Consider the following 24,078-nt stretch of genomic DNA (forward strand, 5'->3'; position numbering starts at 1 on the left):
CGTCTGCAAGGCCGGTATCTGGACGAGGACGACCGGATCGTCATCGCCGACCGGTTACGCGAGAAGGTCTCGGTCCGGGCCATCGCCGCCGATCTTGGCCATGCGGCCTCCACGATCAGCCGGAAAATCAGGCGCAACTGCTACCCCGACAGCGACGACTACCGTCCGCACGCGGCTCAGGCTCGGGCTCGCCGTCCGCGGCCCAACTGATGCTGACCCACGGGTTGCCAGTGCGGACCGAATCCACATCAGGCTGGCCTATCACAACGGGATCATCGCCCTGACCTTCCGAATGGGACTTCCCGGGTTACCGGCGGTGATCGTCCCTGCGATCCTGACCGTGAATCTCTTCTCCGTCATGGGCAACCGGATGTCCGACGTCTGGAGCCTAGAATTCCGGCGCTGTTGCCGCCCGTGCGACGTACATACACCGGACTTTTCCTACTGATCCGCGGAATGTCGCAAGATCCAGACTGCCAGCTGGGTCCGGTCACGCAGACCGAGCTTGCGTAGACGGTTGGAGATGTGGTTCTTGGCCGTGCCTTCGGTTATGTGCGACTGTCGAGCGATCTCACGATTGGACGCGCCCAATCCGATAAGCATCGCGATCTCGTACTCGCGCTCGGAGAGCCCGCTGCCTACCCTGATCGACGCCGGATCGTCGCTCGCGACGTCGGAAGGGTGCGTGGCTGGTTCACTGGCTGCGGCGGGCGGGTCCGCTTGTTCGCGCAGGGCCGCCACCACGCGTTCAGCCGCAAGGCCGCCCAGCCACCCCTGGAGGTACTCAACGAGTCCCTCTCAACCCAAACGACCGCATGGGCTACGCCCATAAGGCGGCTGTCCGGAACCACCGTGGCCCCTCATGTACAGCAGCGCCATACAGCAACACCGCCATACGCGACCGCGTGCTACCGATCAGCATCCACTGCGTGACCAGGACGGGAAGCCGTTGACAGGGCATCCGCCTTTCCCTACGGATCAGAAAGTTACGGGTTCGACTCCTGTCGGCCGCGCACAGCTGAAAGGCCCGCTACCAGGGACATCCTGGAGCGGGCCTTCGTGTTTGTCAGGACAATCTCGCGATCTTTCTAACACCTTTGCTAACAGGGCCTATTCGCCGATGGCCTGAGCAAAGACGGCCAGCTGGACCTTGCGTCTGGCGGTCTCCTTGGTCGCCGAGGGCGCCGTCACCACTGCCGCCATCTCCGACACCCGGACCGCCCACCAGGCCCGCGATGCCGCCCGTACCCTACTTGGCCGTCGGCCGTCGTCCTGGCGCGTACTTCCATACCTACGTACGTAGGAATAGGTACCTATACGGGGATGTATCCCGTCTCGCCTTGGGCATCCTTATGCGCATGCTGGTGACGTCAATAAACATGCCATGACATAGGCGAGGACCTAAGGGACGAACCATGTGCCAGCACCAGCCTCCGTGCCCATCCGCGTACGCCTCAGACCACGATGCCGCCTGCCTGGTGGCCTTCCACCCCGAGCAGGGATGGGGCCTGCTCTGCAACGGCGTGGTCGTCTTCGAGGACACCGGCGAGCTGCTGCCCGACGGGCGCAGCGTCCCCGCCCACCGCAGCCACTACGGATGTGCGGCATGAACCAGCCAGCAGTCATGGACGTGAGCACCCGTTGGCAGCTCGACCGGACGCCGGGAACGGCCGAGTCCCAGCAACTGGTCACTACGGTCCAGGAGCCGCACGATCACTTCGCCTCCTGGCCCCTCTTCCCCACCGCGACCTCGGTACCGCTGGCTCGACGCCTCACGCGTGACCGCCTGGTCGAGTGGGGGCTCGACGGGCTGGGCGAGGACGCCGAGCTCCTGGTCAGCGAGCTGGTCACGAACGCGTTGTGCCATGCGGGCGGACCGTACCGGCTCACCTTGTGGGCCATCGACGGTCTGCTGCGTTGCGAGGTCGAGGACGGCAACGCCGCCCCGCCGTTCGTCCGGCACGCCGGCCCCGAGGACGAGCACGGCCGCGGGATGGACGTGCTGGAGCTGATGGCCTGCTGCTGGGGCAGTGAGCGCACGACCGGGGGAAAGATCGTCTGGTTCGAGCTCCCCACCGGCTGATCCCGTGGCAGGGGGAGGAGACGATCGAGGGCGTGCCTCACGTGACCACCCGAGATGGCGTCAAGCTGTCTTAGCAGACCCGCGGCAGCGGCGAGCCCCTCGTCCTGCTGACCAGGCAGGCCGACCCGCCCGGGTCCGCGCGCCGGCGCTGGGCTGCAGCTCGCCCGGCGGCGCCCACGGCGCCGAGCGGAGCAACGAGGTCCGCGAGTCACTGGCCCAGCCGCACGCGTGCCCCGGACCCTTGGTGACCTTGATGCCCGCGACCCGCGACCGGCGGCATGAAGCCTGGTCAAAGGGGGCTGCGGGCGGTCGCGCACGTGTCAGATGCCGCACACCTTCTTGGTCAGCGCCTCCGACTTGTCCATCTGGTCCTGATCGGCCTTCAGCGCCTCCATCGGGTCCTCGCCCGCGTCGCTGGCCTTCTTCACTTTCGCCGCCAGCTCGACGTTGATCTCCAAGGCCTGCTTGAGGTCGGCAGACTCGGTCTTCTCGACCAGCTTGGCGCTGAGTTCCCCGGCCCCCAGGACCAAGCCGACCGGATCCGGCGCGCCGCCGGTCTCGGAGTCCTTCAGGTACGCGGCGATCTCGGCACAGGCGGGGTCGGCGCCGATGTCAGAGGACGGCTTCTCCGACGCAGCAGCGGTCGGCTGCGTGGCGGCCGCGGGTTCCGACTTGGCGCCGCACCCGGTCAACATGATGAACCCCGCTATACCCAGGGCGACAATGCCCGTCAGCTGCTTGCTCACTGCCCATCCTTTGCGATGTCGAACGGTGTCGCCGCCGATGTTCGGGGACAGTGATCGACGTGGCATGGACAGATGGTTGACAAGGGCGACCGGTCGAGGGGGCGCCGATGCGGCCGGTTCCGATCGGCAGGCACTCCTGCATGATCTTCGATTCCGCCCAGCCTCATCAGGGTGTGCCTGCTCAGCGGGTCGGGACCGTCCTTCCGGGGTTCATCCGCGATCCGGCGGATGAGGCGTGGATGGCGCGGATGACTTTCGCGCTGGTGGTGTCGTAGTCGTGGTCGTTGTCGATCTCCGCGGTGGCGCGGTAGTCGCGGAAGACGACGATGCGGTCGGCGAGGGTGATGGTCTCGTGCAGGTCGGAGGAGATGAGCAGGACCGCGAGACCCGACTGGGCCAGCCCCCAGATCAGTTCGTGGAAGGCGGCCTTGGTGCGCACGTCGATGCCGATGGTCGGCTCGTCGATGATGAGGATGTCCGGACGGGCGGCCAGCCACTTGGCCAAGGACACCTTCTGCTGGTTGCCGCCGGAGAGCTGGCCCGCGGGCTGCTCCGGGGAGGAGACCTTGATACCCAGCGCCGCGATCTGCTCGTCGGCGACGGCGTGTTCGACCTTGGCCGGGACGTAGGAGAACAGGCGGGTCATCCGCGACCAGGTCGTGGCGGCTATGTTGCGCTGCACGGACTGATCGAGGAAGACGCCTTCCTCCTTGCGGTTCTCGCTCACATAGCCGATGCGGTGCCGTTCGATCGCCTCGCGTACGGATGTGATGCGTACCGGCTCGCCCTGCACTCGGACCTCGCCCGCGGTGATCTCGTGCAGGCCGATCAGGGCACGGGCCAGCTCGCTGCGGCCCGCGCCGACGAGCCCGTACAGCGCGACGATCTCCCCGGCCCGGACGTCCAGGTCGACGTCGTGGTGCCCGACGTCGGTGCCTACCCCGCGCAGGCTCAGGACGGGCAGTGCGGAGTGGTCGACGGTGCGGGGCGTGAACCTCAGCGCCTCCATCGCCCGGCCGACCATGTGGTTGAGGATGTCGTCGTGAGAGAACTGGGAAAGGGGCTGGGACTCCACGACACCGCGGCCGTCGCGCAGGACGGTGACGGTGTCGCAGAGGGCGAAGACCTCATCCATTTTGTGCGAGACGAACACCACCGAGGTTCCGGCCTCAGCCAGGCCGCGCACCGTGCGGAACAGCACCTCGGCCTCGTTCGGGGTGATCGAGGCGGTCGGTTCGTCCAGGAGCAGCACCGCGGACTCGCTGTCGAGCGCCTTGGCGATCTCCACCAATTGCACCTGCGCGGCGGACAGACCCGCGATGGGCTGGTCAGGGTCGAGGTCGAGGTCGAGCCGCTCCAGCGCGGTACGGGCGCGCGCGCGGACGGCGGCCCGGTCCACCACGCCCCAGCGCTGGGGCAGGTTCTGCAGGACGATGTTCTCGGCGATGGACATCTGCGCGACGACGTTGCGTTCCTGGTGCACGACGCCGATGCCCGCGTGCAGCGCCTCCAGCGGCGAGCCGAACCGCACCGGATCGCCTGACACGGTCAGTGTGCCGCCGTCGTGCCGGTGCACCCCGGTGAGGATCTTGATGAGAGTGGACTTGCCCGCGCCGTTCTCGCCGAGCAGCGCATGGATCTGACCTGGCCGCAGGGTGAGGTTCACCCCGTCGACGGCGCGGACGCCGGGAAACGTCTTGATCAGGTCGGTGGCTTCCAGGACCGGGGTGCTCATGGTGTCCTCCTGACCGGCCGCCACAGCCGCAGACCGTTGCGTCGCGTCGAAAGCAGCACGGTGCCGAGCACGACCGCGCCGATGATGAAGGACACCGAGCTGGGGTCCCACGAGTACAGCGAGTGCGCCGCGTCGACGAGCCGGACCAGCACCGCGGCCAGGATGGTCCCGAGTACGGCGATCCCGCCGCCGGTCAGTGCCACGCCGCCGATGATGGGGGCGGCGAAGCTCGGCAGCATCCAGTCCCCGCCGACGCTGCGGTTGATGCCCGGCAGCGAGGCGACGCTGACGACCGCGGCGACGCCGACGAGCAGGCCCGACAGGGTGTGGGCGAGGATCAGGTGGCGCGACTCCGAGACGCCTGACAGCCTGGCGGCGAACGGGTTGCCACCGAAGGCGATCATGCGCCTGCCCACGGCCATCCGGCGGTAGTAGAAGGCGAGTACGCCCGCGACGGCCACCGCGAGGAGGAACACCAGGGGCAGCGGGCCGATCGCGGTGGCGCCCAAGTCCTTCAGCCAGGGTGAGTACCCGTCGACGGTGAACGAACGGACCAGCTTGTACTGCAGTCCGGTGAGGATCGTCATGGTGGCGAGGGTGACGATGAACCCGTTGATCCGGGTGACCACCACGATGACACCGTTGACCGCCCCGCCCAGCGTCGCCGCCGCGATGCCGATCAGTAGCGCCGGGACCGCAGGGACACCGTGGTCCTGCATCAGCACCGCCATGAGGGCGGCGGAGAAGCCGCCCAACGCACCGACGGCGAGGTTGAGCTGACCCACGCTCAGTGTCACCATCTGCGCCAGTCCGATCAGGATCGGCACGGCCAGGAAGGTGGTGAACCCTCTGATCGAGTTCCCGGACAGGAACGTTCCGCCGGAACTGATCGTCAGGACAAGCGCGCCCAGGACGCAGACAGCGGTGAGCACGACGATGTTGGGGTTGCCCAGCCTGGTGCGGGGCTTGGTCGTTGTGCTCATCGTGGACGGCCCGCCTTCCGTTCGGCGATCACGGCCCGGATGCGGTCTGCCGACAGCGCCGCCAAGAGCACGACCCCGATGTAGATGTTGAGGTCTTCCAACCCGACCTCCATGAGGTTGAGACCGCGCCGGATGACCAGGGTCAGCGCGGTGCCGAGCATGGTCCCGAGCACCGAGACCGCGCCACCCGCGAGCAGCGTGCCGCCGAGCACGGGTCCGAGGAACGACGGCAGCATGAAGTCCGCGCCGATGGTCGCCTTGAACGAACCGGTGGAGACCGCGAGCAGGAACCCCGCCAGTGCCGCCAGGGCGCCCGACATGCCGTGGGCGGCGATCACGCGCCGCTTCGTCGGCACCCCCGACAGCTCCGCGGCCTTGGCGTTCGCGCCCACCATCAGCAGTTCCCTGCCGATGCGGGTACGCGAGTACACATAGCCCACCACCGCCATGGGGACCAGTGCGAACACGATCATCTGCGGGATCGCGGCGGTGCCGCACACCTCACCGACGCAGAGATCGGCGAAGGAGTAGGCACGCAGCTCGGCCATGCCGGCGGGCTTCGCAGTGAACGCCGCGCCAGTGGTCAGTCCTGTGTAGACGAGACTGACGATGCCGAGCAGGAAGAAGTCCATCGCCAGGGTGACGACGAAGGAGTTGACCCCGGTCTTGGCGATCAGCCAGCCGGTGAAGGCGCCGATGGCCCCGCCCGCGACGATCCCAGCCACCAGGCCGGCCCACAGAGGCAGGCCCAGCAGTTCGTAGCACAGGCCGGACGTCATCGCGCCGAACGCGGCCATCCGGCCGACCGCCAGGTTCATGTGCCCGATCGAAAGCGCGCACATCTGCGCCAGGCCGACGACCGTGTAGATCGTCAACTCGCGCAGCATCGGAAAGACGACGAGCTTCTCGTCGAACATCGCGGGGCGGGCTGAGCCGAACGCCGCGTAGAGCCCGATGATGAGGACGAACAGCACCAGCGGAGGGGCCGCGATCCGCCTGCGCGACTTCCCGCCGCCGCGTGGGGTGGTGGCGGGCCGGTCGGTGAGCGTCGAGGTCATGCCACCCTCAGATCGTCGAGGGCGTCGTCGTTCCAGTCGATGCCCAGGCCCGGGGTCTGCGGCGCGATCGCGTGCCCGTCGGCGATCTCCATCTCCGCGCGGGTCAACGCGCGCAGCTGCGGGATGTGCTCGACGTACCCGCCGTTGGGGATGGCGGCGACCAGGCTGACGTGCAGTTCCATCAGGAAGTGCGGGCACACCACGACGTTGAACGCCTCCGCCGTGTGCGCGACCTTGAGCCACGGCGTGATCCCGCCGACGCGGGCGACGTCGACCTGGATGACCGAGGCGGCGCGGGCAGCGAGGTACTCGCGGAAGTGGCTGATCGAGTACAGCGACTCTCCCACCGCGATCGGGATCGAGGTGGCCGCTGCCAGGGCGGCGTGCCCGCTGATGTCGTCGGCGGGCACCGGCTCCTCGAACCAGCCCAACCCGACCTGCTCGAACAGCTTCGCCCGGCGGATCGCTTCCGCCGTGGTCAGCGCCTGGTTGGCGTCGACCATGATGTCGTGGTCGTCGCCCACCGCCGCGCGCACGGCGGCCAGCCGCTCCAGATCCTCACCTGGGCGGGGCTTGCCGACTTTGAGCTTGACCCCCGGCCATCCCGCCTTCTTGCTGGCGAGTGCGCCCTTGACCAGTTCGTCGGAGCTCAGGTGCAACCACCCGCCCTCGGTGTCGTAGAGCGGCACGCGGTCGCGGAACCCGCCCGCGAGTCGCCACAGCGGCAGCCCCGCGCGCAGTGCCCGCAGGTCCCACAAAGCGGTGTCCACCGCGGCCAAGGCCAGCGAGGTGATGGCCCCGACCGCGGTCGCCCTCGTGGAGAACAACAGGTCCCGCCAGATCGCCTCGATGTCACGGGAGTCCCGGCCGATCAGCCGGTCGAGCAGGTTGTCCCGCAGCAGGGCCAGCACGGCGGTCCCACCGGTCCCGATCGTGTAGGAGTATCCGCGGCCCACAGCGCCGTCGTCGGTGACGATGTCCACGACGATGGTCTCCTGCTTGAGGAACGTCTGGATCGCGTCGGTCCGCAGCGTCTCGACCGGGACGTCGGCCAGGACGGCGGTCGCTTGAATGATCATCGGCACCTTCTATGCGCAGGTCAGCAGCTGAGTTGCGAACTGCTGCTTGACCTCGTCGGACTTGGCGACCCGCTCCTTGTCGTAGCTGTCGACGTTGGCCTTGGTCACGACGAACGACCCGGAGTCGATCACCACGCCTCTCTCCTTCATCTGGCACTGGCCCGAGGCCAGCAGCGCGAGCACCCACGAGCCAACGGAGGCCTGACCGCCTGGGTTCTGCGTGACGGTCGCGGCGACCGACCCGTCCTTGATCCCCGCGAGGATCTTGGCGTCGTCGTCGATGGCGACGACCTTGATCGGCAGTCCCGTGCTCTTGACCGCGCCCGCGGCGGCGACCGCGGGGTTGTACGCGGTGCTGACGATGCCCTGGATGCCCTTGCCGTGGGTGGTCAGCAGGTCGGTGACGGCCTTGGTCGCGGTCTGCAGGTCGCTGTCGATATCGGTGACGGTTTGCGTCAGGGTCACCGCGCCCCCGGTCTCGTCGATGGCCTTCTTGACGCCCGCGATGCGGCGCTGCGTGTTGGAGTCGACGTTGTTGCCGGTGAGGTGGACCAAGGCGCCCTTGCCGCCCATCGCCTCGATCGCGGCCTTGGCCGCCTTGTAAGCGGCCTGCTCGGTGTCGGTTGACAGGCAGAAATCCGCCTCGTTCACGTCACCCGCCGGGCACGAGGCCAGCGAGCCCACCGCGAAGCCCTTGCCTCGCAGGTCGGCGAAGGTGGTGTTGATGTCGGTGGGAGAGACGCCGAAGATGCCGAACGCGTTGTACCCCTGTGCGGCCAACGACTCCAGTGCGGCGTTCTGCTTGCCCTGGTCCCACTCGCCGGTCTCGTTGAAGGTGAACCCGCCCAGGCCGAGCTCGGTCTTGGCCTGCTCACCCGCGGGCTTCCACGGCTGGAAGTAGGGGTGGGCCCCTCCGGGGACCAGCGCCAGTTTCACCTTGGCACCGTCCTTGAGCTTGACCACACCGCCGGACGCCGTCGCGAGGCCGGTCGGCGCGGCGGTGTGGTTCGCCGAGGAGTCGGCTCCCTTGGTGGTGCACGCGCTCATCAGCAGGAGCGCGCAAGCCGCGATCGCGGCGCTACGGGTGGTATGAAACATCTCCGACCCCATAAATCCTATAGGCTATGGAATGTATGGTCCGGTATCCTGACTTCGTTCACACCGGACGTCAACCCTCGGTTAGCGGAGGTTCCATGACCGACCAGCGGATCGGCGATCGCATCCGCGTGCCCATCACCCGGAGCACCCTCGTCCCCGAGGTCCGCGACGCCATCGAGTCGCTGATCATGGACGGCGTGATCCCGCCCGGAACGCGAGTAGGCATGGAGGCCCTCGCCCGGGAACTGGGCACCTCGCCCACCCCGATCCGCGAGGCGCTGGCCAGCCTGGAATCGGCGGGGCTCGTGGTCAAGGAGTCCCTCAAGGGTTACTCGACCACCCCGCTGATGACCCGAGCCGAGGTCGAGGACATGTTCAGGTTCCGGCTGCTCATCGAACCGTGGGCGGCCGAGACCGCCGCCAGGGCCGATCCGGAACAGACCGCCCCGCTGACCACCGAGGTGGCCTCCGCACTGGCGGCGGCAGGCGACGGCGAAGCGAATTACCGCGACATTGCCCGCCACGACGCGCGATTCCACGACATGATCACCGAACTGGCGGGCAGCGACCACGTACGGCAGGCGCTCGCCCGAACCCACTGCCACCTGCACCTGTTCCGGCTCTCCTACGGCCCGGTGATGGCCGCGCCGACGTTCGCCGAACACAGGCGCATCGCCGAGTCCATCGCCGAAGGCAGGCCCGATCTGGCCAAGGCGGCCATGGTCGACCATCTGACGACAGCCCGCGACCGCATCCTCAAGTCGATGTCCTCGGACCCGCGCACGTAAGGAGACCGCACCATGCAGCGGTTCGGATCTGTGGTTCGACTGCGGCCGGAGCAAGAAGAGAGATACCGCGCGCTCCACGCCGCCGTGTGGCCGACGGTGCTGCAGCGGATCCACCGCTGCAACATCCGCAACTACACGATCTTCCTGCGTGACGGCCTGCTCTTCTCCTATTACGAGTACGTCGGCGACGACCACGCCGCTGACATGGCGGCGATGGCCGCCGACCAGAGCACTCAGGACTGGTGGAAGCTCACAGGCCCGTGCCAGCAGCGGCTGGACACCGCCCCGGACCAGCAGTGGGCTCCCATGGAGGAGGTCTTCCATGTCGACTGAGCCCCGGCGCGTCGACGCGCACCACCACGTCTGGGACCTCGCGGTGCGGGACCAGCCCTGGACGGTGGAGCTCCCCGCGCTGCGGCGCAGCTTCCACTTCGACGACCTGGCCCCCGACCTGGCCGCTCACGGCATCGCCGGCACAGTCCTCGTGCAGACCATTACGGTCGCCGAGGAGACGCCCGAGTTCCTGTCACTAGCCGACGACCACCCCGAGATCCTCGGCGTGGTGGGGTGGGTGGACCTGACCGCACCCGATGTCGCCGACGCGATCGCCGCGCTCCGCGAAGGCCCCGGCGGGCGCCGGCTCGTCGGCATCCGCCACCAAGTGCAGGGCGAACCGGACCCGGAGTGGCTGCTGCGGGCAGACGTGCGACGGGGCCTGGCCGCGGTCGCCGACGCGGACCTGGCCTACGACCTGCTCGTCACCGCGGAGCAGCTCCCCGCGGCGGTCGCGGTGGCGGACCGGGTGGCCGGGCTGCGCTGGGTCCTCGACCACGCGGGCAAACCGCCGATCGCGGCTGGTGAACTCGACCCGTGGCGGAAACACATCACCGCACTCGCCGCGAACCCCGCCGTCGCCTGCAAGCTGTCGGGCCTCGTCACCGAAGCCACAGCGGATTGGCACGACGACGACCTCGCCCCCTACGCCGACCATGTCATCACGTCGTTCGGCCCGGAGCGCGTCATGTTCGGCTCCGACTGGCCCGTGTGCCTCTTGCACGCCACCTATACCCAGGTCACCGCCTTCGTCGACAGCATGACCGCCGCTCTCGACGACGCCGAACAGCAGGCGGTCTGGGGCGGCACCGCGACCCGCTGGTACCGGCTTCCCGCGGGCTGACACCCCGCCTGGCGAAACGTCCGGCGAATCCAACACCCAAGGAAGGTTGCGGGTTCTAGTCCTGATCCGGCGCATCGCGATCTCGTCTTGGCCCACGAGACACTTTTCGTAGGTGTGGTGGAGGACTGCCACGCTGTTTCCCGCCTGTTCGGCGACCTGCTTGGGCGGAACACTCGCGTCGAGCCAGGTGGACAGGCAGGCGTGGCGAAGGTCGTACGGTCGCCGGCCCAGCGGCCGAAGCTTGCTCTTCGGGCGTGAGGGCTTGCTCTCGAGCCTTGGCCCAGGTGCGTTGGATGGCGCTACGTCACCTTGGATGCCGTGGAAGAAGACGCGTCCAGAAGGACCTGAGCCGAAGTGCGGAGACGCGAGATAGCGGTGATGACGTGTGGAAACGGCGCTAGACCACGTCGAACTCGTTCCCCTCGGGATCCACCATCGCCACGGCATAGTGATCAATCCCGGGGGGCGACTGCACCTGCACAACGGACGCCCCCGCCTGGACAAGGCGCTCCACCTCGGCATCCACCCGCGCTTTCCGGGTCTCCAGCGGTACGTCCTCCCGCTTGCCGCCCACCTTCACATCCAGGTGGAACCGGTTCTTGATCACCTTGTCCTCAGGCACCTGCTGGAACCAGATCCTCGGCCCGTGCCCCTCGGGATCGACGATGCTGTCGCTGCCGTCCCCTTCGCCCAGCTCGTCGTCCGGCACTCCGATGCTGCGCCAGTAATCCCGCCACGTGTCGAATCCACCCGGCGGCGGCTCCACCGTGTACCACAGCGCGCCTGCCCAGAACCGGGCCATCCGCTCGGGTGCCGCACAGTCGATGACCAACTGATAGGAAACCATGGCAGTCATCCTGCCGGACCCATCCGACAATTCTTGGCTCAACGGTCTGAATGGGTCACGGCCTGGACGGCTCCTGGGCCGCTGGTGCTTCGGCCCAATCGAGGGGCAGCGCTCGGAGGGTGATCGAGGGGTCGGCATGAGCCACGACCCGCTCGCCCTGAAGATCACCAAGGGCGGCAAGCCCGTCACCGACCTACAGCCCTACTGGACACCTACGCTCACCTCACCTCCTTCCACGAGACAGACATGGCCTTCGCACGCCTTCACCCCGAGGACGGGGCCGATGGCGACATGGGCGGCCCCGAGCTGCCAAGCCCGGTAACCGGCGGATGTTCTTGAACCGGCGGCGAGCTCTACGCTGCCGCGCTGACGCTGGAGGTCTCCTGACTCGCGCCGCCCCGACGGGCAGGTGCCCCGCGCGCTGGGCGGTCACCGGCGCGTGGCCGCGGCAACGAACAGCGGGACGGCGAGGAACAAGCGCCCGCGCCGACCACGTTCACGCTGCTCGGCGACCCAGGCTTCGGCCTGTGCGTCGCTGATCGCGCCGGCCGAGCGCGCCCCTTCGGCGAGATCGGCCAGCACGGGCACGCTCGACGCGTCGGTGAAGATCCAGGTGTGGGCCTCGACGGTGACGTCGGCGAAGCCCGCGTCGAGGAGGAGATTGCGATGGCGGCGGGCGACGCGCGGGTCGGCGACCAGGTCGGCGCGAGCGTGCACGATGGTGCGGGTGAGCGCGGCGTCGTCGGCGTCGATGACGAAGGTGTCCCAGTCCTGCCCGATCAGCACGATGCGCCCGCCGGGGGCGAGCACGCGCCATGCCTCGCCGGCCGCGCGGGCGGGGTCGTCCAGGACGTGGTACACCTTCTCCGCGCGGTAGCCGTGCAACTCGCCGTCGGCGAAGGGCAACTCGTAGGCGCCCGCCACGCGGAAGTCCGCGGCGGGCCACCGCCCGCCGGCCACGGCGACCATCCGCTCGTCGAGGTCGACGCCGACCGCCCGCGCGCCCCGCTCGGCCATCTCCGCGACCGCGCGGCCGGACCCGCACCCGACGTCGACCACCGCCGCATCCGGCGCAATACCGAGCAACTCGTAGGAACGCGCACGTAGTTCGCCCGCCCCGGGAATGTTGTCCCCGATGTCGAGCAGGGCGATGAGCGCGTCGGTGTCGTCGCTGGTACGGCCTGTCGTCTGAGTCTGGTCCATGTCCAAGATCCTGCGACTTCAAGTCCGCTTGAAGTCAAGCGAACCATCCGGGTCGATGACCATTCGAGGGCGGTTCAGGACGGGCGGACAGTGGCAGGAGATGCCGAAGGAGTTCGGCCGACGGTTTCCGGCAGCGGAGGGACGCCGGTGTCGGTTCAGTCGAACCAGGGTGCATCACGCGAAGATCACCGGGATCGGCGCCTACGTCAGCATGCGCCTGATCAAGAGAGGCCCGAGCGCCACCCCCACATGAACAGCACGGCCGTGGACGCTTATGCCAGCCGGTGGGTCAGGTGGTCGGCTACGCGGAGGGCGTTGGCCATTGCGGTGAGCGCTGGGTTCACCGCTCCGATGCTCGGGAAGAAACTGGTGTCCACGACGTAAAGATTGTCGACTTCGCGAGGCCCGCGGAGTGCTCGTCGGAGGCCGACCGGAGCAGGATCTTGGCGCTGTTGGCGGCGCCGGCCGAGATCACGACGATGTCGCCTTCCTAGAACTCCTGGACGCCTTGGCGGTTGACCTGCACGTATCTGACGATGCGGCCTGAGGCGTCCGTGACGAGCCGTTCGACCTCGGCGTTCACCAGGAGCATCACGTTCGGATTGCCGAGCAGCGGCCGTACGGCGATGACGTCGGCGTCGGCCTTGGCAATGCACGAGACATGGGTGGCCGTCGCAGGACGCGCACCGGATGCACGCGCTCGCGGCCCGGTTGGTCTCGTCGAGAAGGATGCCGCACGGGGCGTGGAACGGGTGGTAGCCACCTTCGGTGAGCGATTCGGAGATCTCCTGGATCCGCGGCTCGTGGGAGACCGGCGGCCACGGGTAGTCCTTGGAGCAGTGGCCTTCGGTCGGGTCCTCGCCGTGGACACCGTGCTCCTGGTACATCCACTCGGCCTTGGTGTACCGGGGCTCGAATTCGCCGCCCACGAAGTAGTGGGCCTGCGGCTGGAAAGGCTTCCCGTCGGCGTCGTACCAGATGTCGGGGGAGATGTACCGGCCGCTGCCCGCGATGATCACGTCGTAGTGGTCGGCCATAGCACCACTCTCAAATCGGCCCAAGCGTTCGCATCACCCGTGCGGGGTGGTCGTCACGCTCCGTGAGATTGAACGGTCGCAGGCCGGGGCAGGAAAGCTTTCGAACCGGCACGATCCCGCTTGACCTGCCGAAACAGGAAGCAGTGCCGCGACGGCTGACACAAGCCACAAGATCGTCAATTGGTTTCGAGGACGGTGTCATGTCCCGCACGGAGAAGTCCAAGAGCCCGCTGATCACCGGCGCTGTCCTGGTCACGGCCGGTGCCCTGATCTCCCTGAGAGGCGCCGCCATGCTCGGGATGCACGCGACGAAGCGTCCGCGCGAGGTGGCCAGGCACCAGTGGGCCAAGATCCGTGCCGGCGCGGCCGCCTGGCGCACCACCGAGCGCTGACGCGCAGGTCGAGCGGCAGATGAACGTCGACCTCGCGCGGTTGCAGTTCGCCTTCACCACGATCAACCACTTCATCTTCGTCCCGATCTCGATCGGGCTGGGATTTCTCACCGCGATCCTGCAGACGGCGTGGTTCCGCACCAAGCGTGAGGACTATCTGCGCCTGACCCGGTTCTTCGGCACTCTGCTGGTCATCAACATCGCGATCGGTGTCGTCAGCGGCATCGTCGAGGAGTTCCAGTTCGGGATGAACTGGTCGGCCTTCTCGCGCCTTGTCGGCAACGTCTTCGGGGCGCCGCTCGCGATGGAGGGGCTCGGCGCGTTCTTCATGGAATCGACGTTCCTCGGCGTGTGGCTGTTCGGCTGGGACAGGCTGCCGCCCCGGCTGCACCTGCTGTCGATCTGGCTGGTGGCGTTCGGCGGCATCCTGTCGGCGGCGTTCATCATGGCCGCCAACTCGTGGATGCAGCATCCCGTGGGCTACGCGATCAACGCCACGACCGGCATGCCGTACCTGACCGACATCTGGGCGCTGCTGGTGAATCCGGTGTTCCTGTGGGGGTACGCGAAGGCCGTGCTGGCCTCGCTCGTCACCGGCGCGGTCATCATGCTGGCGGTATCGGCCTGGCAGCTGCGGCGCGGCAAGACTCCCGAGGTGTTCGCCCGCTCCGCGCGGATCTCGCTCATCGTGCTGGTTCCTGCGATGTTCCTCACGATGGTGGTGGGCGACGCACTTGGGGTGGTCGAGGGCAAGTACCAGCCCATGAAGATCGCGGCCGCCGAGGCCCAGTGGGAGACGTGCCAGCCGTGCTCGTTCTCGCTGTTCCAGATCGGCGGGGGCAAGGAGGACCAGAACCCGGTAAAGATCATCTCTGTTCCGCACGTGCTGTCCGTGCTGGCCACCAACACGTGGAACGGCAAGGTGGTGGGCCTGAACGAGCTGCAGGAGCAGTACACCCAGCAGTACGGGCCCGGCGACTACGTCCCGAACGTCTTCATCCAGTACTGGTCGATGCGGGTGATGGCCTACGCCGGAGGGCTGGTCCTCCTGCTGGGCCTGTGGGGGCTGTGGCTGAGCCGCAAGAAGAAGCTGGCCCGCTCCTCCAGATTCCTGTGGCTGGCGACATGGGCGTGCGTGCTCCCGTTCGTCATGAACACCGCGGGCTGGCTGCTGACCGAGAGCGGCCGGCAGCCCTGGATCGTCCAGGGGATCATGCTGACCAAGGACGGGATCTCGCAGTCCGTCAGCACGGCAGAGACGGCGATCTCGCTGGTGGGCTTCGTCCTGCTCTACGCGATCCTCGGCACGATCTTCCTCTTCCTGATGTTGCGGTACGCCCGCGAGCAACTCCCGCCGCCCCGCGCGGAGGCCGACATGGACGGCCCGCTACCGGCCATCCAGTATTGAGGCGCCAGTGGATCTCGTCACGTTCTGGTTCATCGTCATCACCTTTCTGTGGACGGGCTTCTTCGTGCTGGAGGGGTTCGACTTCGGCGTCGGCATGCTGCACGAGTTCGTGGGCCGTGACGAACCCGGCCGCAGGGCCGCCATCAACACCATCGGGCCGCTCTGGGACGCCAACGAGGTCTGGCTGATCGTGGCCGGGGCCGCGATGTTCGCCGCGTTCCCCGGGTGGTACGCGACCATGTTCTCCGGCCTCTATCTGGCGCTGGCGCTGTTGCTGGCGGCCGTGATCCTGCGCGGGGTGTCCTTCGAGTACCGGGCCAAGCACCCCTCGGCCCGCTGGCGCCGCGGCTGGGACGGCCTTCTCACGGCGGCGAGCTTCCTGGCCCCGTTCCTGATCGGCGTGGCACTCGGCGATCTGCTGTACGGCCTGCCGATCGACGCCGAGCAGGAGTTCACCGGGTCGTTCTGGGATCTGCTCCAGCCGTACGCACTGGTCACCGGGTTCGCCGTGATGATGATGTGCATGCTGCACGGCGCGACGTTCCTGGCGCTGAAGACCACGGACGACGTGCGCGCACGGGCGGGACGCCTGGCCCGCTTCATCGGCCCGGTCACCGTCGTGGCCGTCATCGCGTTCGTGGTGCTGACGCACGTCGGCACGGAGAAGGGCCACGCGCTCAACGCGATCGAAGTGCTGGCCGTCGTGGCCGCCGTCGCCGCCACCGTGTTCGTCTACCTGCGTCGCGAACGGCCGGCGTTCGCCGCCACCACGGTCACCATCGCGTCCGGCATCATCACGATCTTCGTCGACCTGTATCCCAACGTGATGGTGTCCAGCACGAACGCGATGTACAACCTCACGGTGCACAACACGGCGTCGCCGCCCTACTCGCTCAAGGTCCTGACGGTCGTCGGCGTCGTCATGCTGCCGATCGTGCTGGCCTATCAGGCGTGGACCTATTACGTCTTCCGCCGGCGGGTCAGCAGGAACGAGTTCCTCACGGAGGCGGCGCCGGAGAACGGGTAGCCGGCGGCGCGTACACGTCTCGCTGGATGTCGATCCGCTCGGTGGTGAAGGCCCTTTCACGGCGGACGCCGCGGACGAAGGCGAGCCACCAGGGGAACAGCGTGGCGATGCGATTGCGGTAGCCGGTGAGGAAGGCGAGGTGGATGAACAGCCAGATGCACCAGCCGGGGAAGCCGCCGACCTTCAGCGGTCCCGCCGACACGACCGCGTCGCCGCGGGCGATGTAGGCGGCCGAACCGAGGTCGCGGTACGTGAACGGTTTGTGCACGGGCTTCCCCGCCGCTCGCTGCTTGAGGCGGTGCCCGGTGTACAGGCCGGTCTGCATCGCCACCTCCGCGACGCCGGGCAGGTCGTCCAGGTTCATCATGTCGCCGATGACGGAGATCTCGGGATGGCCGGGAACCGTCAGGTCCTTCTCGACGATGATCCGGCCGGCCCTGTCGGTCTTCGCGCCTGTGGCCGCGGCGAGCGCGCGCGCCACGGGGGGCGCCTCGACGCCTGCCGTCCACAGCACCGTCCTGGCGTCGTACCGCGTCGTCTGCCCGGCGCGGTCCTTGACGAGCACTCCCTTCTCGTCCACCTGGGTGACGAGCGAGTTCATGTGCAGCTCGACGCCCATCTTGAGCAACGTGTCCGCGGCCTTCTTCGACAGGGCGGTTCCGAACATGGCCAGCGGCGCGTCGCCGCCGTCGAAGAGCAGGACCCGGGCCTCCTCCGGCTGGATGGTCCGGAATTCCGAGCGAAGCGTCTTGGTGGCGAGTTCGCGGATCTGGCCCGCCAGCTCGACCCCGGTCGGGCCGGCTCCCACGAGCGCGAACGTCAACCATTCGCGCCGCTCCTCCGCGGTCCGCGCAGTCTGTGCCATCTCGAACGCGCCGAAGAGCCGGCGGCGGATGGCCAGCGCGTCCGAGACCGTCTTCATGCCGGGAGCCCAGCGGGCGAATTCCTCGTGGCCGAAGTACGACTGCCGCACCCCGGCCGCCACGATCAGGTCGTCGTAGGCGAACTCCAGGCGGTCACCGCCCACGCGCTCGGCGATGACGCGCCGGCCGGCCGTATCGAAATCGACCACTTCGGCCAGCACACAGTCGACGTTCTGGTGCTTCTTGAGCAGGCCTCGCAGCGGCGTGGCGATCTTTCCCTCCGACAGGATCCCGGTCGCGCACTGGTAGAGCAGCGGCTGGAACACGTGGTGCTGGGAACGGTCGATCAGGGTCACCGCCACCTCGGCGCCCCTCAGCTCGCGTGCCGCGAACAGGCCGGCGAACCCGCCGCCCACGATCACGACGCGCCGTCGGCCGGATGGCTCGGTCATCGCGTCCTCCGGTCCCTCGCTCAGCCCTCGGGGTCGTGCCAGGTGCTCTGACCGGGCAGCAGCAGGTCGGCCTCCTTGGGGCCCCACGTTCCCCGGGCGTACGGATACACGGGCGTGACGTCGCCGAGGATCGGACCGACGACATTCCACGCCGCCTCGACGGTGTCCTGCCGGGCGAACAGCCAGCGTTCGCCGGACAGTGCCGCGCCGATGAGCCGGTCGTACGGGCGCATGTCGGAACCGGGAGCCTGCGCGAAGCTCAGTTCTTCCGGCTGAGGTTCCATGCCGCCGCCGGGCTTCTTCCCCAGGACCCCGAGGCCGACCGCGGTCTCCGGCCAGATACGGAACCGCAGCGAGTTGGAGGTGCGGGCGCCGATACCGAACACGTCGTAGGGCGGCCGCCGGAAGCGGATGTCGACCTCGGTGGCGGTGACCGGCATGCACTTCCCGGCTCTGATCAGGATCGGGACGTCGGCCCATCGCCAGTTGTCCACGGCGAGCCGGACGGCGACGTAGGACTCCGTCGTGGATCCCGGCTCCACGCCGTCCACGTCGTGATACCCCTCGTGTTGGCCGCGCACGATGTCGTCAGGACGCAGCGGGCGGATCGCGGATATCGCCCGCGCCTTGGCGTCCCGCCAGGACTCCTGACCCGCTCCGTCCGGCGGCTCGGCCAGTACGGTCGCCAGCACCTGGAGCATGTGGTTCTGGACCACGTCCCTGATCGCGCCCGTCCGGTCGTAGAACCGGCCGCGGTCGTCGACGCCGAAGGCCTCGGCCATCGTGATCTGGATCTGCTCGACGTAGGTGCGGTTGAGCAGCGGTTCGAAGATCGCGTTGGCGAAGCGCGTGAACATGACGTTCTCCACGGGATCGAAGGCCAGCCAGTCGTCCACCCGGAAGATCGCCTCTTCAGGGAAGTACGTGCGCATGGTCTCGTTGAGTGCCCGGGAGCTGGCCAGGTCGGTGCCGAACGGCTTCTCGACCATCACCAAAGAGCCCTCGCTACGGCCGGCGGTGGCGATCCCTTGAGCGATGCGTCCGAACAGCGGCGGCGGGACCTCCAGGTAGAACAGGAGGCGCCCGCCCGCCCCGGCCTCATCCGACATCGCCTGGTAGGTGGCGTCGTCGCCGAGGTCGCCGTCGACGTAGCGGAGCAGGCCGAGCATCTTGCGGGCGGCCTCCCCCTCAGGATCGATGTCGTTGTGCCTCAGCGACGCCTCCGCGTACGCGCGGAACTGCTCCAGCCCCCAGCCGCTCTTGGCCACCCCGACCACGGGCACGTCGAGGACGCCCCGCTCGACCAGGCCGACCAGGGCCGGAAACGTCTCGATCTTGGCCAGGTCACCGGTCGCTCCGAAGATCACCAGAGCATCGGCTCCATCAGCTGCCATCTCAGCTCCTCCGTCGGCCAGCACGGCACGTCCTCCCATCAGATCGCGGCCCGTAGCGGCTGCCATCCCTCGTGGCGGGTGAGGGCGGGCGGGCAGTTCAGTCCAGGAGGGAGTGGGCGCGAGCCCGCTGTACGGCCTCGCCCCTGCGCGTCACGGCGAGTTTGCGGAAGATGCTCTTGAGGTGCGTCTTGACCGTGTTGACGGAGAGGGAGAGTTCTCCGGCGATCTCTTCGGTGGTCATCATGAGCGCCAGCAGGCGCAGCACCTCGAGTTCGCGAGAGCTCAGCGGTTCGACACCGTTCGGCATCGGCAGGTCGACACCCGGAGCGAAGGAGAGAACAATGCGCAGCGGTTCGAGGAGCCGGGTGTAGTGCTGCGAGAGCTCACGATCCCGCTGGAGCACCGGTTCCAGCCAGGCCCGTGCCAGCGCGAACGGCGAGCGGATCTGTTCACGCTGCGCCAGCCGCAGTGCCTTGTCCAGTGAGCGGCGTCCCCGGGAGATGTCCGCGGCCCGGTAGGCCATGTCCGCGTCCAGCAGCCAGGCGTCCACGCGCACGTCGGCGGGAACCTGCACCGAATCGGTGAGCGCGGGCAGCAGCAGGCCGGCCGCGGCGGCCATGTCGTCCCGGTGCAGCTCGGCGCGGGCGAGCGCGACTGCCGAGGCGGCGGTCTCGCCACCACCGGCCTGTTCGGCGGTGCGGCGGCCGTCGTCGGGCCGGTCGCTCAAGGTGTACGCCTCCGCGAGGACCAGGCGCAGCCGGCGTTCGAGCCAGGGCGGCGCTCCGGTTCGCTCGAGCACCCGCGACACCGTCTCCACCGCGCCGGCCGGCCGGCCATGACCGATCTCGGCCCGCGCCCGAACCAGAGCGTGGATCGCCTCCAGCAGCAGGTCCGGGCGCGCGGCCAGGGCCTCTCCGGCCTTCGCGAGCTGGTCGTCGGCGGTCGTGAGCTCGTGCCGTGCCACACCCACCCAGGCGCGGGCGAGGTGGGCGACCGCGACCTTCGCGCCGGCCTGCTCTTCGGGCAGGCGCGCGGTGGCGGCGGCCGCCTGGGCGAAGTTGCCGCGCAGTGCCTCCGTCAGAGCGCGGAAGCCGAGGCAGGTCCGGATCTGCGGGCCGCCGCCCGCGCGTACAGCGTCCGCGGCCGCCGCCTCGAACTGGACGGTGGCGTCCCCGAGACGGCCGTGCGTCAGAGAGGAGACGGCCCGCGCGGAGACGAACATCGCGATCAGTTCCGGACGCTCGTTCCGAACTCGGTGAGGCACCCTGTTCAGCAGGTTGAGGATCCCCTCGAGGTGAGTGGAGCCGTGGGCGAGCCGGACCGCGGCGACGCACGTCCGCGCGGCGTCGCCGTCCTCTTCCGGCAGTTGGTCGATCATGTTCTCGGCCTGGTCGATCGCCTTGCGGTAGATCCCTTCGTCGCCGTCCACGACGGCCACGGCGGCCGCGACGACGGCGGGCTCCGGCGCGGATCCGGCGAAGGAGCACACGTCCGGCATGTCGCGGAAAAGCGCCATGAGCGAGGTGTCCGGAATCAGGCCGAGGACGTCTCCGATCGCGTACCGGTCGACGACCAGCCGGCTCGCGTGGTTCCAGTCTTCCGCGAGGACGGCCTGGCCGACCGCGTCGCCCAGCCGGCCGCAGTGCGCGAACCACGCGGCCGCCTTACGGTGCAGACCGCGGACCTCGGCCGCCAGCTCCTGCCCCAGAGCCATCCGGAACGCCGCCCCGAACATCGGCTGGTAGCGGAACCAGCCATCCTCCAGCCGCTCGACGAACGCGTTCTGCCGGACCAGTTCGGCGAACTCCGCCCCGCCTTCCTCTCCTGCGAGCTCGACCGCGAGGTCCGCGTTGAAACGGCCGGCCACACTCGCCAGCAGGAGCAGCAGCTTGCGCGTGCCGGTGGCCTGGGTCTCCAGTACCTCTTCGGCCAGATAGCCGACCACCGAGCGGTGGCCGCCGGAGAATGACACCGCGACCTCCTCCGGCTCGTGGCCGCCCTCCGTCATCGCCAGCGCGGCGAGCCGTACACCGGCAGGCCATCCGGCGGTGCTCTCCAGGAGCGCGCGCAGACCGGCCGCGGACAGAGTCAGGCCATGCCGCCGCAGGACCGCCGCCATCTCCGCGTCGGTCAGGGACAGGTCAGCGGCGTGGATCTCGGCGAGCTGGCCGGCCACGAGATAGCGATGCACAGGCAGCGGCCGCTCCTGCCGGGAGGTCACCACCACCCGCAACCCCGCCCCGGAATTGCCCAGCAGCTGGAGAACGCATTCGGCAGGCACAGGACCGGGTCCGACGTCGTCGAGGGCGAGCACGACAGGCGGGTCGAGGCCGCCCACATACGCGCCGATCTCGGCGAGCCCGGCTCCAGGCGGCGGGACGATGCCCTTCGCTCGCAGCCTCTCGACCAGCCCCGCCCGGAACGCGTCCGCGGAGAGGCCGTGGTCGCCCGCCGAGATCCACAGAACCGGCCCCGGGAACACTCCCGCGGCCGCCCAGGACCGCACGGCCACCGTTTTGCCCGATCCAGGCGGACCTGTGATCACCGTGAGAGGTCCCCGCACGCCTTTTTCTATTTGTTTTATTATTCGCGGGCGCTGAATGACCCAATCGGGAAGTTGACGCGCTTCACCGGAGAGCAGCTTCATTTGCGCCGCCTCCCCGGAAAAATGCGACCACCATGAATCGAGCATACGATTCGGGCGAATAACCCCCTGATGGGGGTACAGGAGAGTCAGGCTGCTGGAGAGATGGCCTCGTCGAGCAAGCGGTCCAGGTCCACGGCGGCTTTGATCAGCGCGAGGTGGCTGAACGCCTGCGGGAAATTGCCGAGTTGCTCGCCGGAGGGCCCGATCTCCTCGGCGTACAGGCCCAGCGGATTGGCGTAGGTGAGCATTTTCTCGAAGGTGAGACGGGCGTCCTCCAGGCGTCCCGAGCGGGCCAGCGCCTCGACGTACCAGAACGTGCACATCGAGAACGTGCCCTCCGAGCCACGCAGGCCGTCGGGCGAGGCTTCGGGGTTGTAGCGGTAGACGAGGCTGTCGGAGACGAGTTCCTTGTCCATCGCGGTCAGCGTCGACTGCCACATCGGGTCGAAGGGGGAGATGAAGCCCACCAACGGCATGTACAGCAGGGAAGCGTCCAGGACGTCGCTCTCGTAGTGCTGCACGAACGCGCCGCGTTCGACGTTCCAGCCGCGTTCCATGATCTGGTTGTAGATGGCGTCGCGCACTTCGCCCCAGCGCTGCAGGTCGCCCGGGAGAGAGCGGTGTTCCGCCACCCGGATGGCCCGGTCGAGTGCCACCCATGACATCAGCCGGCCGTAGGTGAAGTCCTTGTCCCCGCCGCGGGTCTCCCACAGGCCGGCGTCGGGCTGGTCCCAGTTGTCGCACAGCCAGGTGATGATGTCGCGGATGTGCAGCCAACCCTGGTGGCCGATGGGCAGGCCGTGCAGGTCCGTCAGGTAGATCGAGTCCAGCGCCTCGCCGTAGACGTCGAGCTGCAGCTGGGTGGCGGCGCCGTTGCCGATGCGGGCGGGACTGGAGCCGCGGTAGCCCTCGAAGTGGTCGAGTGCCTTTTCCTCCAGGTCGGGGGAGCCGTCGATGCGGTACATGATCTGCAGCGGCCGCCCCGTTGTGCGGGAGTCCTGGACCCGCGCGCTCAGCCAGCGCAGGTAGGCTTCGGCCTCCTCCTGAAAGCCGAGGCCGAGCAGGGCGTGCACCGAGAACGACGCGTCACGCACCCAGGTGAAGCGGTAGTCCCAGTTGCGTTCCCCACCGACCTGCTCGGGCAGGCCCGCCGTCGGGGCGGCGACCAGGGCGCCGCTGGGCGCGTACGTCATGAGTTTGAGGGTGATGGCGGAGCGTTCGACCATTTCCCGCCACCGGCCTCGGTACGTGGAGCGGCCGACCCAGCCGCGCCAGTAGTCGCGGGTGGCCTCGAGCAGCTTCTCGGCCTCGTCCGCCGACCAGACGCGGGGCGGGCCGTCAGGGTTGACCTCGAAGACCCCGCCGGCCGACCAGCCGACCTCGGCATGGACCGTGGCGCGGATGCCGCCGGTCTCGGTGATGCCCGTCTCGGCGATGATCGGGGCGCCCGGCTCGCGGATCGCCGACAGCGAGGCGTGGAACGTGTCGCTGCGGAAGGTGGCGCCGTCCTGATCGGCCTGCGTCTGGTGCTGCTCGCGCCCGTAGTCGAACCGGGGTTCGCACTCGATGACGAAGCTCATCTGCCCGCGCACGACGCGCAGGAGCCGGATGAGCAGGTGCCGGTCGGTCTCCTCAGCGCCGGTGATCGGCATGAAGTCGATGAGTTCGCCTACGCCGTCCGGGGTCATGAACCGGGTGACCAGGATCGCCGTCCCCGGCAGGTAGAGCTGTTTGGTGACGTAGGTGTCGGTGTCGGGGCGGATCTGGAACTTGCCGCCCTTCTCCTGGTCGAGCAGTGACGCGAAGATGCTGGGCGAGTCGAATCGCGGCGCGCAGAACCAGTCGATGTTCCCGTCGTCGGACACCAGCGCGCACGTCTGCAGGTCCCCGATCAACCCATGGGCCTCGATGGCCGGGTACCAACCCATGACACTCCCTCCGTTGCCGGGATGTATCCAACGGTCGGTCACCACTGCCCGGCCGGACCTCATCCGCGGCGGGTGAGGTTGACGACCCGCTCCTGGGCTGTGAGCTTCCGAGAACCAGGGCACGTTGTGACGT

General features: G+C 68.4%; 21 protein-coding genes and 2 pseudogenes. 9 read left to right on the forward strand and 14 right to left on the reverse strand.

The features are described 5' to 3' along the window. Positions 1 to 9: 9 nt before the first annotated feature. Positions 10 to 204 (forward strand): annotated as a pseudogene (locus KIK09_RS13335) (helix-turn-helix domain-containing protein); the annotation flags it as partial. Positions 205 to 441: 237 nt separating this feature from the next. Here the strand turns inward: KIK09_RS13335 and KIK09_RS60585 are convergent. After that, a pseudogene (locus tag KIK09_RS60585) lies at positions 442 to 633 on the reverse strand (response regulator transcription factor); the annotation flags it as partial. 782 nt (positions 634 to 1,415) lie between these two features. On the opposite strand from KIK09_RS60585, the gene KIK09_RS13345 reads away from it, so the two are divergent. Both KIK09_RS13345 and KIK09_RS13350 read left to right on the forward strand, forming a co-directional pair. Continuing rightward, entirely contained in the window at positions 1,416 to 1,610 is a 195-nt protein-coding gene (locus tag KIK09_RS13345) for a DUF5999 family protein (protein WP_214319418.1), read from the forward strand. Further along, on the forward strand, positions 1,607 to 2,083 hold the full coding sequence (locus KIK09_RS13350) for an ATP-binding protein (RefSeq protein WP_214319419.1): 477 nt from the start codon (positions 1,607 to 1,609) through the stop codon (positions 2,081 to 2,083). Before KIK09_RS13345 ends, KIK09_RS13350 begins: the two co-directional genes overlap by 4 nt. Before the next feature lie 320 nt (positions 2,084 to 2,403). On the opposite strand, the gene KIK09_RS13355 is transcribed toward KIK09_RS13350, so the two are convergent. The 6 genes from KIK09_RS13355 to KIK09_RS13380 form a co-directional block, all read right to left on the reverse strand. Further along, positions 2,404 to 2,829: a hypothetical protein gene (locus KIK09_RS13355; RefSeq protein WP_214319420.1), complete on the reverse strand. Its 426-nt coding sequence runs from the start codon at positions 2,827 to 2,829 to the stop codon at positions 2,404 to 2,406. A gap of 181 nt (positions 2,830 to 3,010) precedes the next feature. After that, positions 3,011 to 4,564: a sugar ABC transporter ATP-binding protein gene (locus tag KIK09_RS13360; RefSeq protein ID WP_214319421.1), complete on the reverse strand. Its 1,554-nt coding sequence runs from the start codon at positions 4,562 to 4,564 to the stop codon at positions 3,011 to 3,013. Continuing rightward, on the reverse strand, positions 4,561 to 5,547 hold the full coding sequence (locus KIK09_RS13365) for an ABC transporter permease (RefSeq protein ID WP_214319422.1): 987 nt from the start codon (positions 5,545 to 5,547) through the stop codon (positions 4,561 to 4,563). The genes KIK09_RS13360 and KIK09_RS13365 overlap by 4 nt, the downstream gene beginning before the upstream one ends. Further along, positions 5,544 to 6,605 carry an ABC transporter permease gene (locus KIK09_RS13370; RefSeq protein WP_214319423.1) on the reverse strand — a complete coding sequence of 354 codons (1,062 nt, stop codon included), beginning with the start codon at positions 6,603 to 6,605 and terminating at the stop codon, positions 5,544 to 5,546. The genes KIK09_RS13365 and KIK09_RS13370 overlap by 4 nt, the downstream gene beginning before the upstream one ends. Then, positions 6,602 to 7,684 carry a mandelate racemase/muconate lactonizing enzyme family protein gene (locus KIK09_RS13375; RefSeq protein WP_214319424.1) on the reverse strand — a complete coding sequence of 361 codons (1,083 nt, stop codon included), beginning with the start codon at positions 7,682 to 7,684 and terminating at the stop codon, positions 6,602 to 6,604. Before KIK09_RS13375 ends, KIK09_RS13370 begins: the two co-directional genes overlap by 4 nt. 9 nt (positions 7,685 to 7,693) lie before the next feature. After that, entirely contained in the window at positions 7,694 to 8,782 is a 1,089-nt protein-coding gene (locus KIK09_RS13380) for a sugar ABC transporter substrate-binding protein (protein WP_214319425.1), read from the reverse strand. A 95-nt stretch (positions 8,783 to 8,877) separates the two neighbouring features. Between KIK09_RS13380 and KIK09_RS13385 the strand changes: the two genes are divergently transcribed. The 3 genes from KIK09_RS13385 to KIK09_RS13395 are packed head-to-tail and all read left to right on the forward strand — an operon-like array spanning position 8,878 to position 10,747. Further along, positions 8,878 to 9,570 carry a GntR family transcriptional regulator gene (locus KIK09_RS13385; RefSeq protein WP_214319426.1) on the forward strand — a complete coding sequence of 231 codons (693 nt, stop codon included), beginning with the start codon at positions 8,878 to 8,880 and terminating at the stop codon, positions 9,568 to 9,570. A gap of 12 nt (positions 9,571 to 9,582) precedes the next feature. Then, a complete protein-coding gene (locus KIK09_RS13390) occupies positions 9,583 to 9,903 on the forward strand; it encodes an L-rhamnose mutarotase (RefSeq protein WP_214319427.1) in 321 nt (106 codons plus the stop codon). After that, entirely contained in the window at positions 9,893 to 10,747 is an 855-nt protein-coding gene (locus KIK09_RS13395; protein ID WP_214319428.1) for an amidohydrolase family protein, read from the forward strand. Before KIK09_RS13390 ends, KIK09_RS13395 begins: the two co-directional genes overlap by 11 nt. Positions 10,748 to 11,144: 397 nt before the next feature. Here the strand turns inward: KIK09_RS13395 and KIK09_RS13400 are convergent, their stop codons facing one another. The 3 genes from KIK09_RS13400 to KIK09_RS60590 form a co-directional block, all read right to left on the reverse strand. Further along, positions 11,145 to 11,594, reverse strand: coding sequence for a VOC family protein (locus KIK09_RS13400; RefSeq protein ID WP_250572919.1), 450 nt, complete (start codon positions 11,592 to 11,594; stop codon positions 11,145 to 11,147). A gap of 429 nt (positions 11,595 to 12,023) precedes the next feature. Next, positions 12,024 to 12,797 carry a methyltransferase domain-containing protein gene (locus KIK09_RS13405; RefSeq protein WP_214319429.1) on the reverse strand — a complete coding sequence of 258 codons (774 nt, stop codon included), beginning with the start codon at positions 12,795 to 12,797 and terminating at the stop codon, positions 12,024 to 12,026. A 272-nt stretch (positions 12,798 to 13,069) separates the two neighbouring features. Further along, positions 13,070 to 13,327, reverse strand: a complete 258-nt coding sequence (locus tag KIK09_RS60590) for a GMC oxidoreductase (RefSeq protein ID WP_372455661.1) — start codon at positions 13,325 to 13,327, stop codon at positions 13,070 to 13,072. A gap of 707 nt (positions 13,328 to 14,034) precedes the next feature. Here KIK09_RS60590 and KIK09_RS13415 point away from each other — a divergent pair. Genes KIK09_RS13415 through cydB form a run of 3 tightly spaced genes read left to right on the forward strand, consistent with a single transcriptional unit; the run spans position 14,035 to position 16,661 of the window. Next, entirely contained in the window at positions 14,035 to 14,226 is a 192-nt protein-coding gene (locus KIK09_RS13415) for a hypothetical protein (protein WP_214319431.1), read from the forward strand. Positions 14,227 to 14,245: 19 nt separating this feature from the next. Further along, positions 14,246 to 15,634: a cytochrome ubiquinol oxidase subunit I gene (locus KIK09_RS13420; protein ID WP_214319432.1), complete on the forward strand. Its 1,389-nt coding sequence runs from the start codon at positions 14,246 to 14,248 to the stop codon at positions 15,632 to 15,634. Positions 15,635 to 15,641: 7 nt separating this feature from the next. After that, positions 15,642 to 16,661: a cytochrome d ubiquinol oxidase subunit II gene (gene cydB, locus KIK09_RS13425; protein WP_214319433.1), complete on the forward strand. Its 1,020-nt coding sequence runs from the start codon at positions 15,642 to 15,644 to the stop codon at positions 16,659 to 16,661. Here the strand turns inward: cydB and KIK09_RS13430 are convergent. From KIK09_RS13430 to KIK09_RS13445, 4 genes are all read right to left on the reverse strand, one after another. Beyond that, positions 16,633 to 17,976: an NAD(P)/FAD-dependent oxidoreductase gene (locus tag KIK09_RS13430; protein ID WP_214319434.1), complete on the reverse strand. Its 1,344-nt coding sequence runs from the start codon at positions 17,974 to 17,976 to the stop codon at positions 16,633 to 16,635. The two genes, cydB and KIK09_RS13430, sit on opposite strands and share 29 nt — an antisense overlap. 20 nt (positions 17,977 to 17,996) lie before the next feature. Next, positions 17,997 to 19,370, reverse strand: coding sequence for a glucose-6-phosphate dehydrogenase (zwf, locus tag KIK09_RS13435; protein WP_214319435.1), 1,374 nt, complete (start codon positions 19,368 to 19,370; stop codon positions 17,997 to 17,999). A 97-nt stretch (positions 19,371 to 19,467) separates the two neighbouring features. Continuing rightward, positions 19,468 to 22,017 (reverse strand): helix-turn-helix transcriptional regulator, encoded by a 2,550-nt coding sequence (locus tag KIK09_RS57635; protein ID WP_250572920.1) that lies wholly within the window; start codon positions 22,015 to 22,017, stop codon positions 19,468 to 19,470. Positions 22,018 to 22,103: 86 nt separating this feature from the next. Continuing rightward, positions 22,104 to 23,945 carry a glycoside hydrolase family 15 protein gene (locus KIK09_RS13445; RefSeq protein WP_214319436.1) on the reverse strand — a complete coding sequence of 614 codons (1,842 nt, stop codon included), beginning with the start codon at positions 23,943 to 23,945 and terminating at the stop codon, positions 22,104 to 22,106. Between the last annotated feature and the right edge of the window lie 133 nt (positions 23,946 to 24,078).

Origin of the sequence: Nonomuraea sediminis, assembly GCF_018531495.1 — a bacterium.
Lineage (GTDB): Bacteria > Actinomycetota > Actinomycetes > Streptosporangiales > Streptosporangiaceae > Nonomuraea > Nonomuraea sediminis.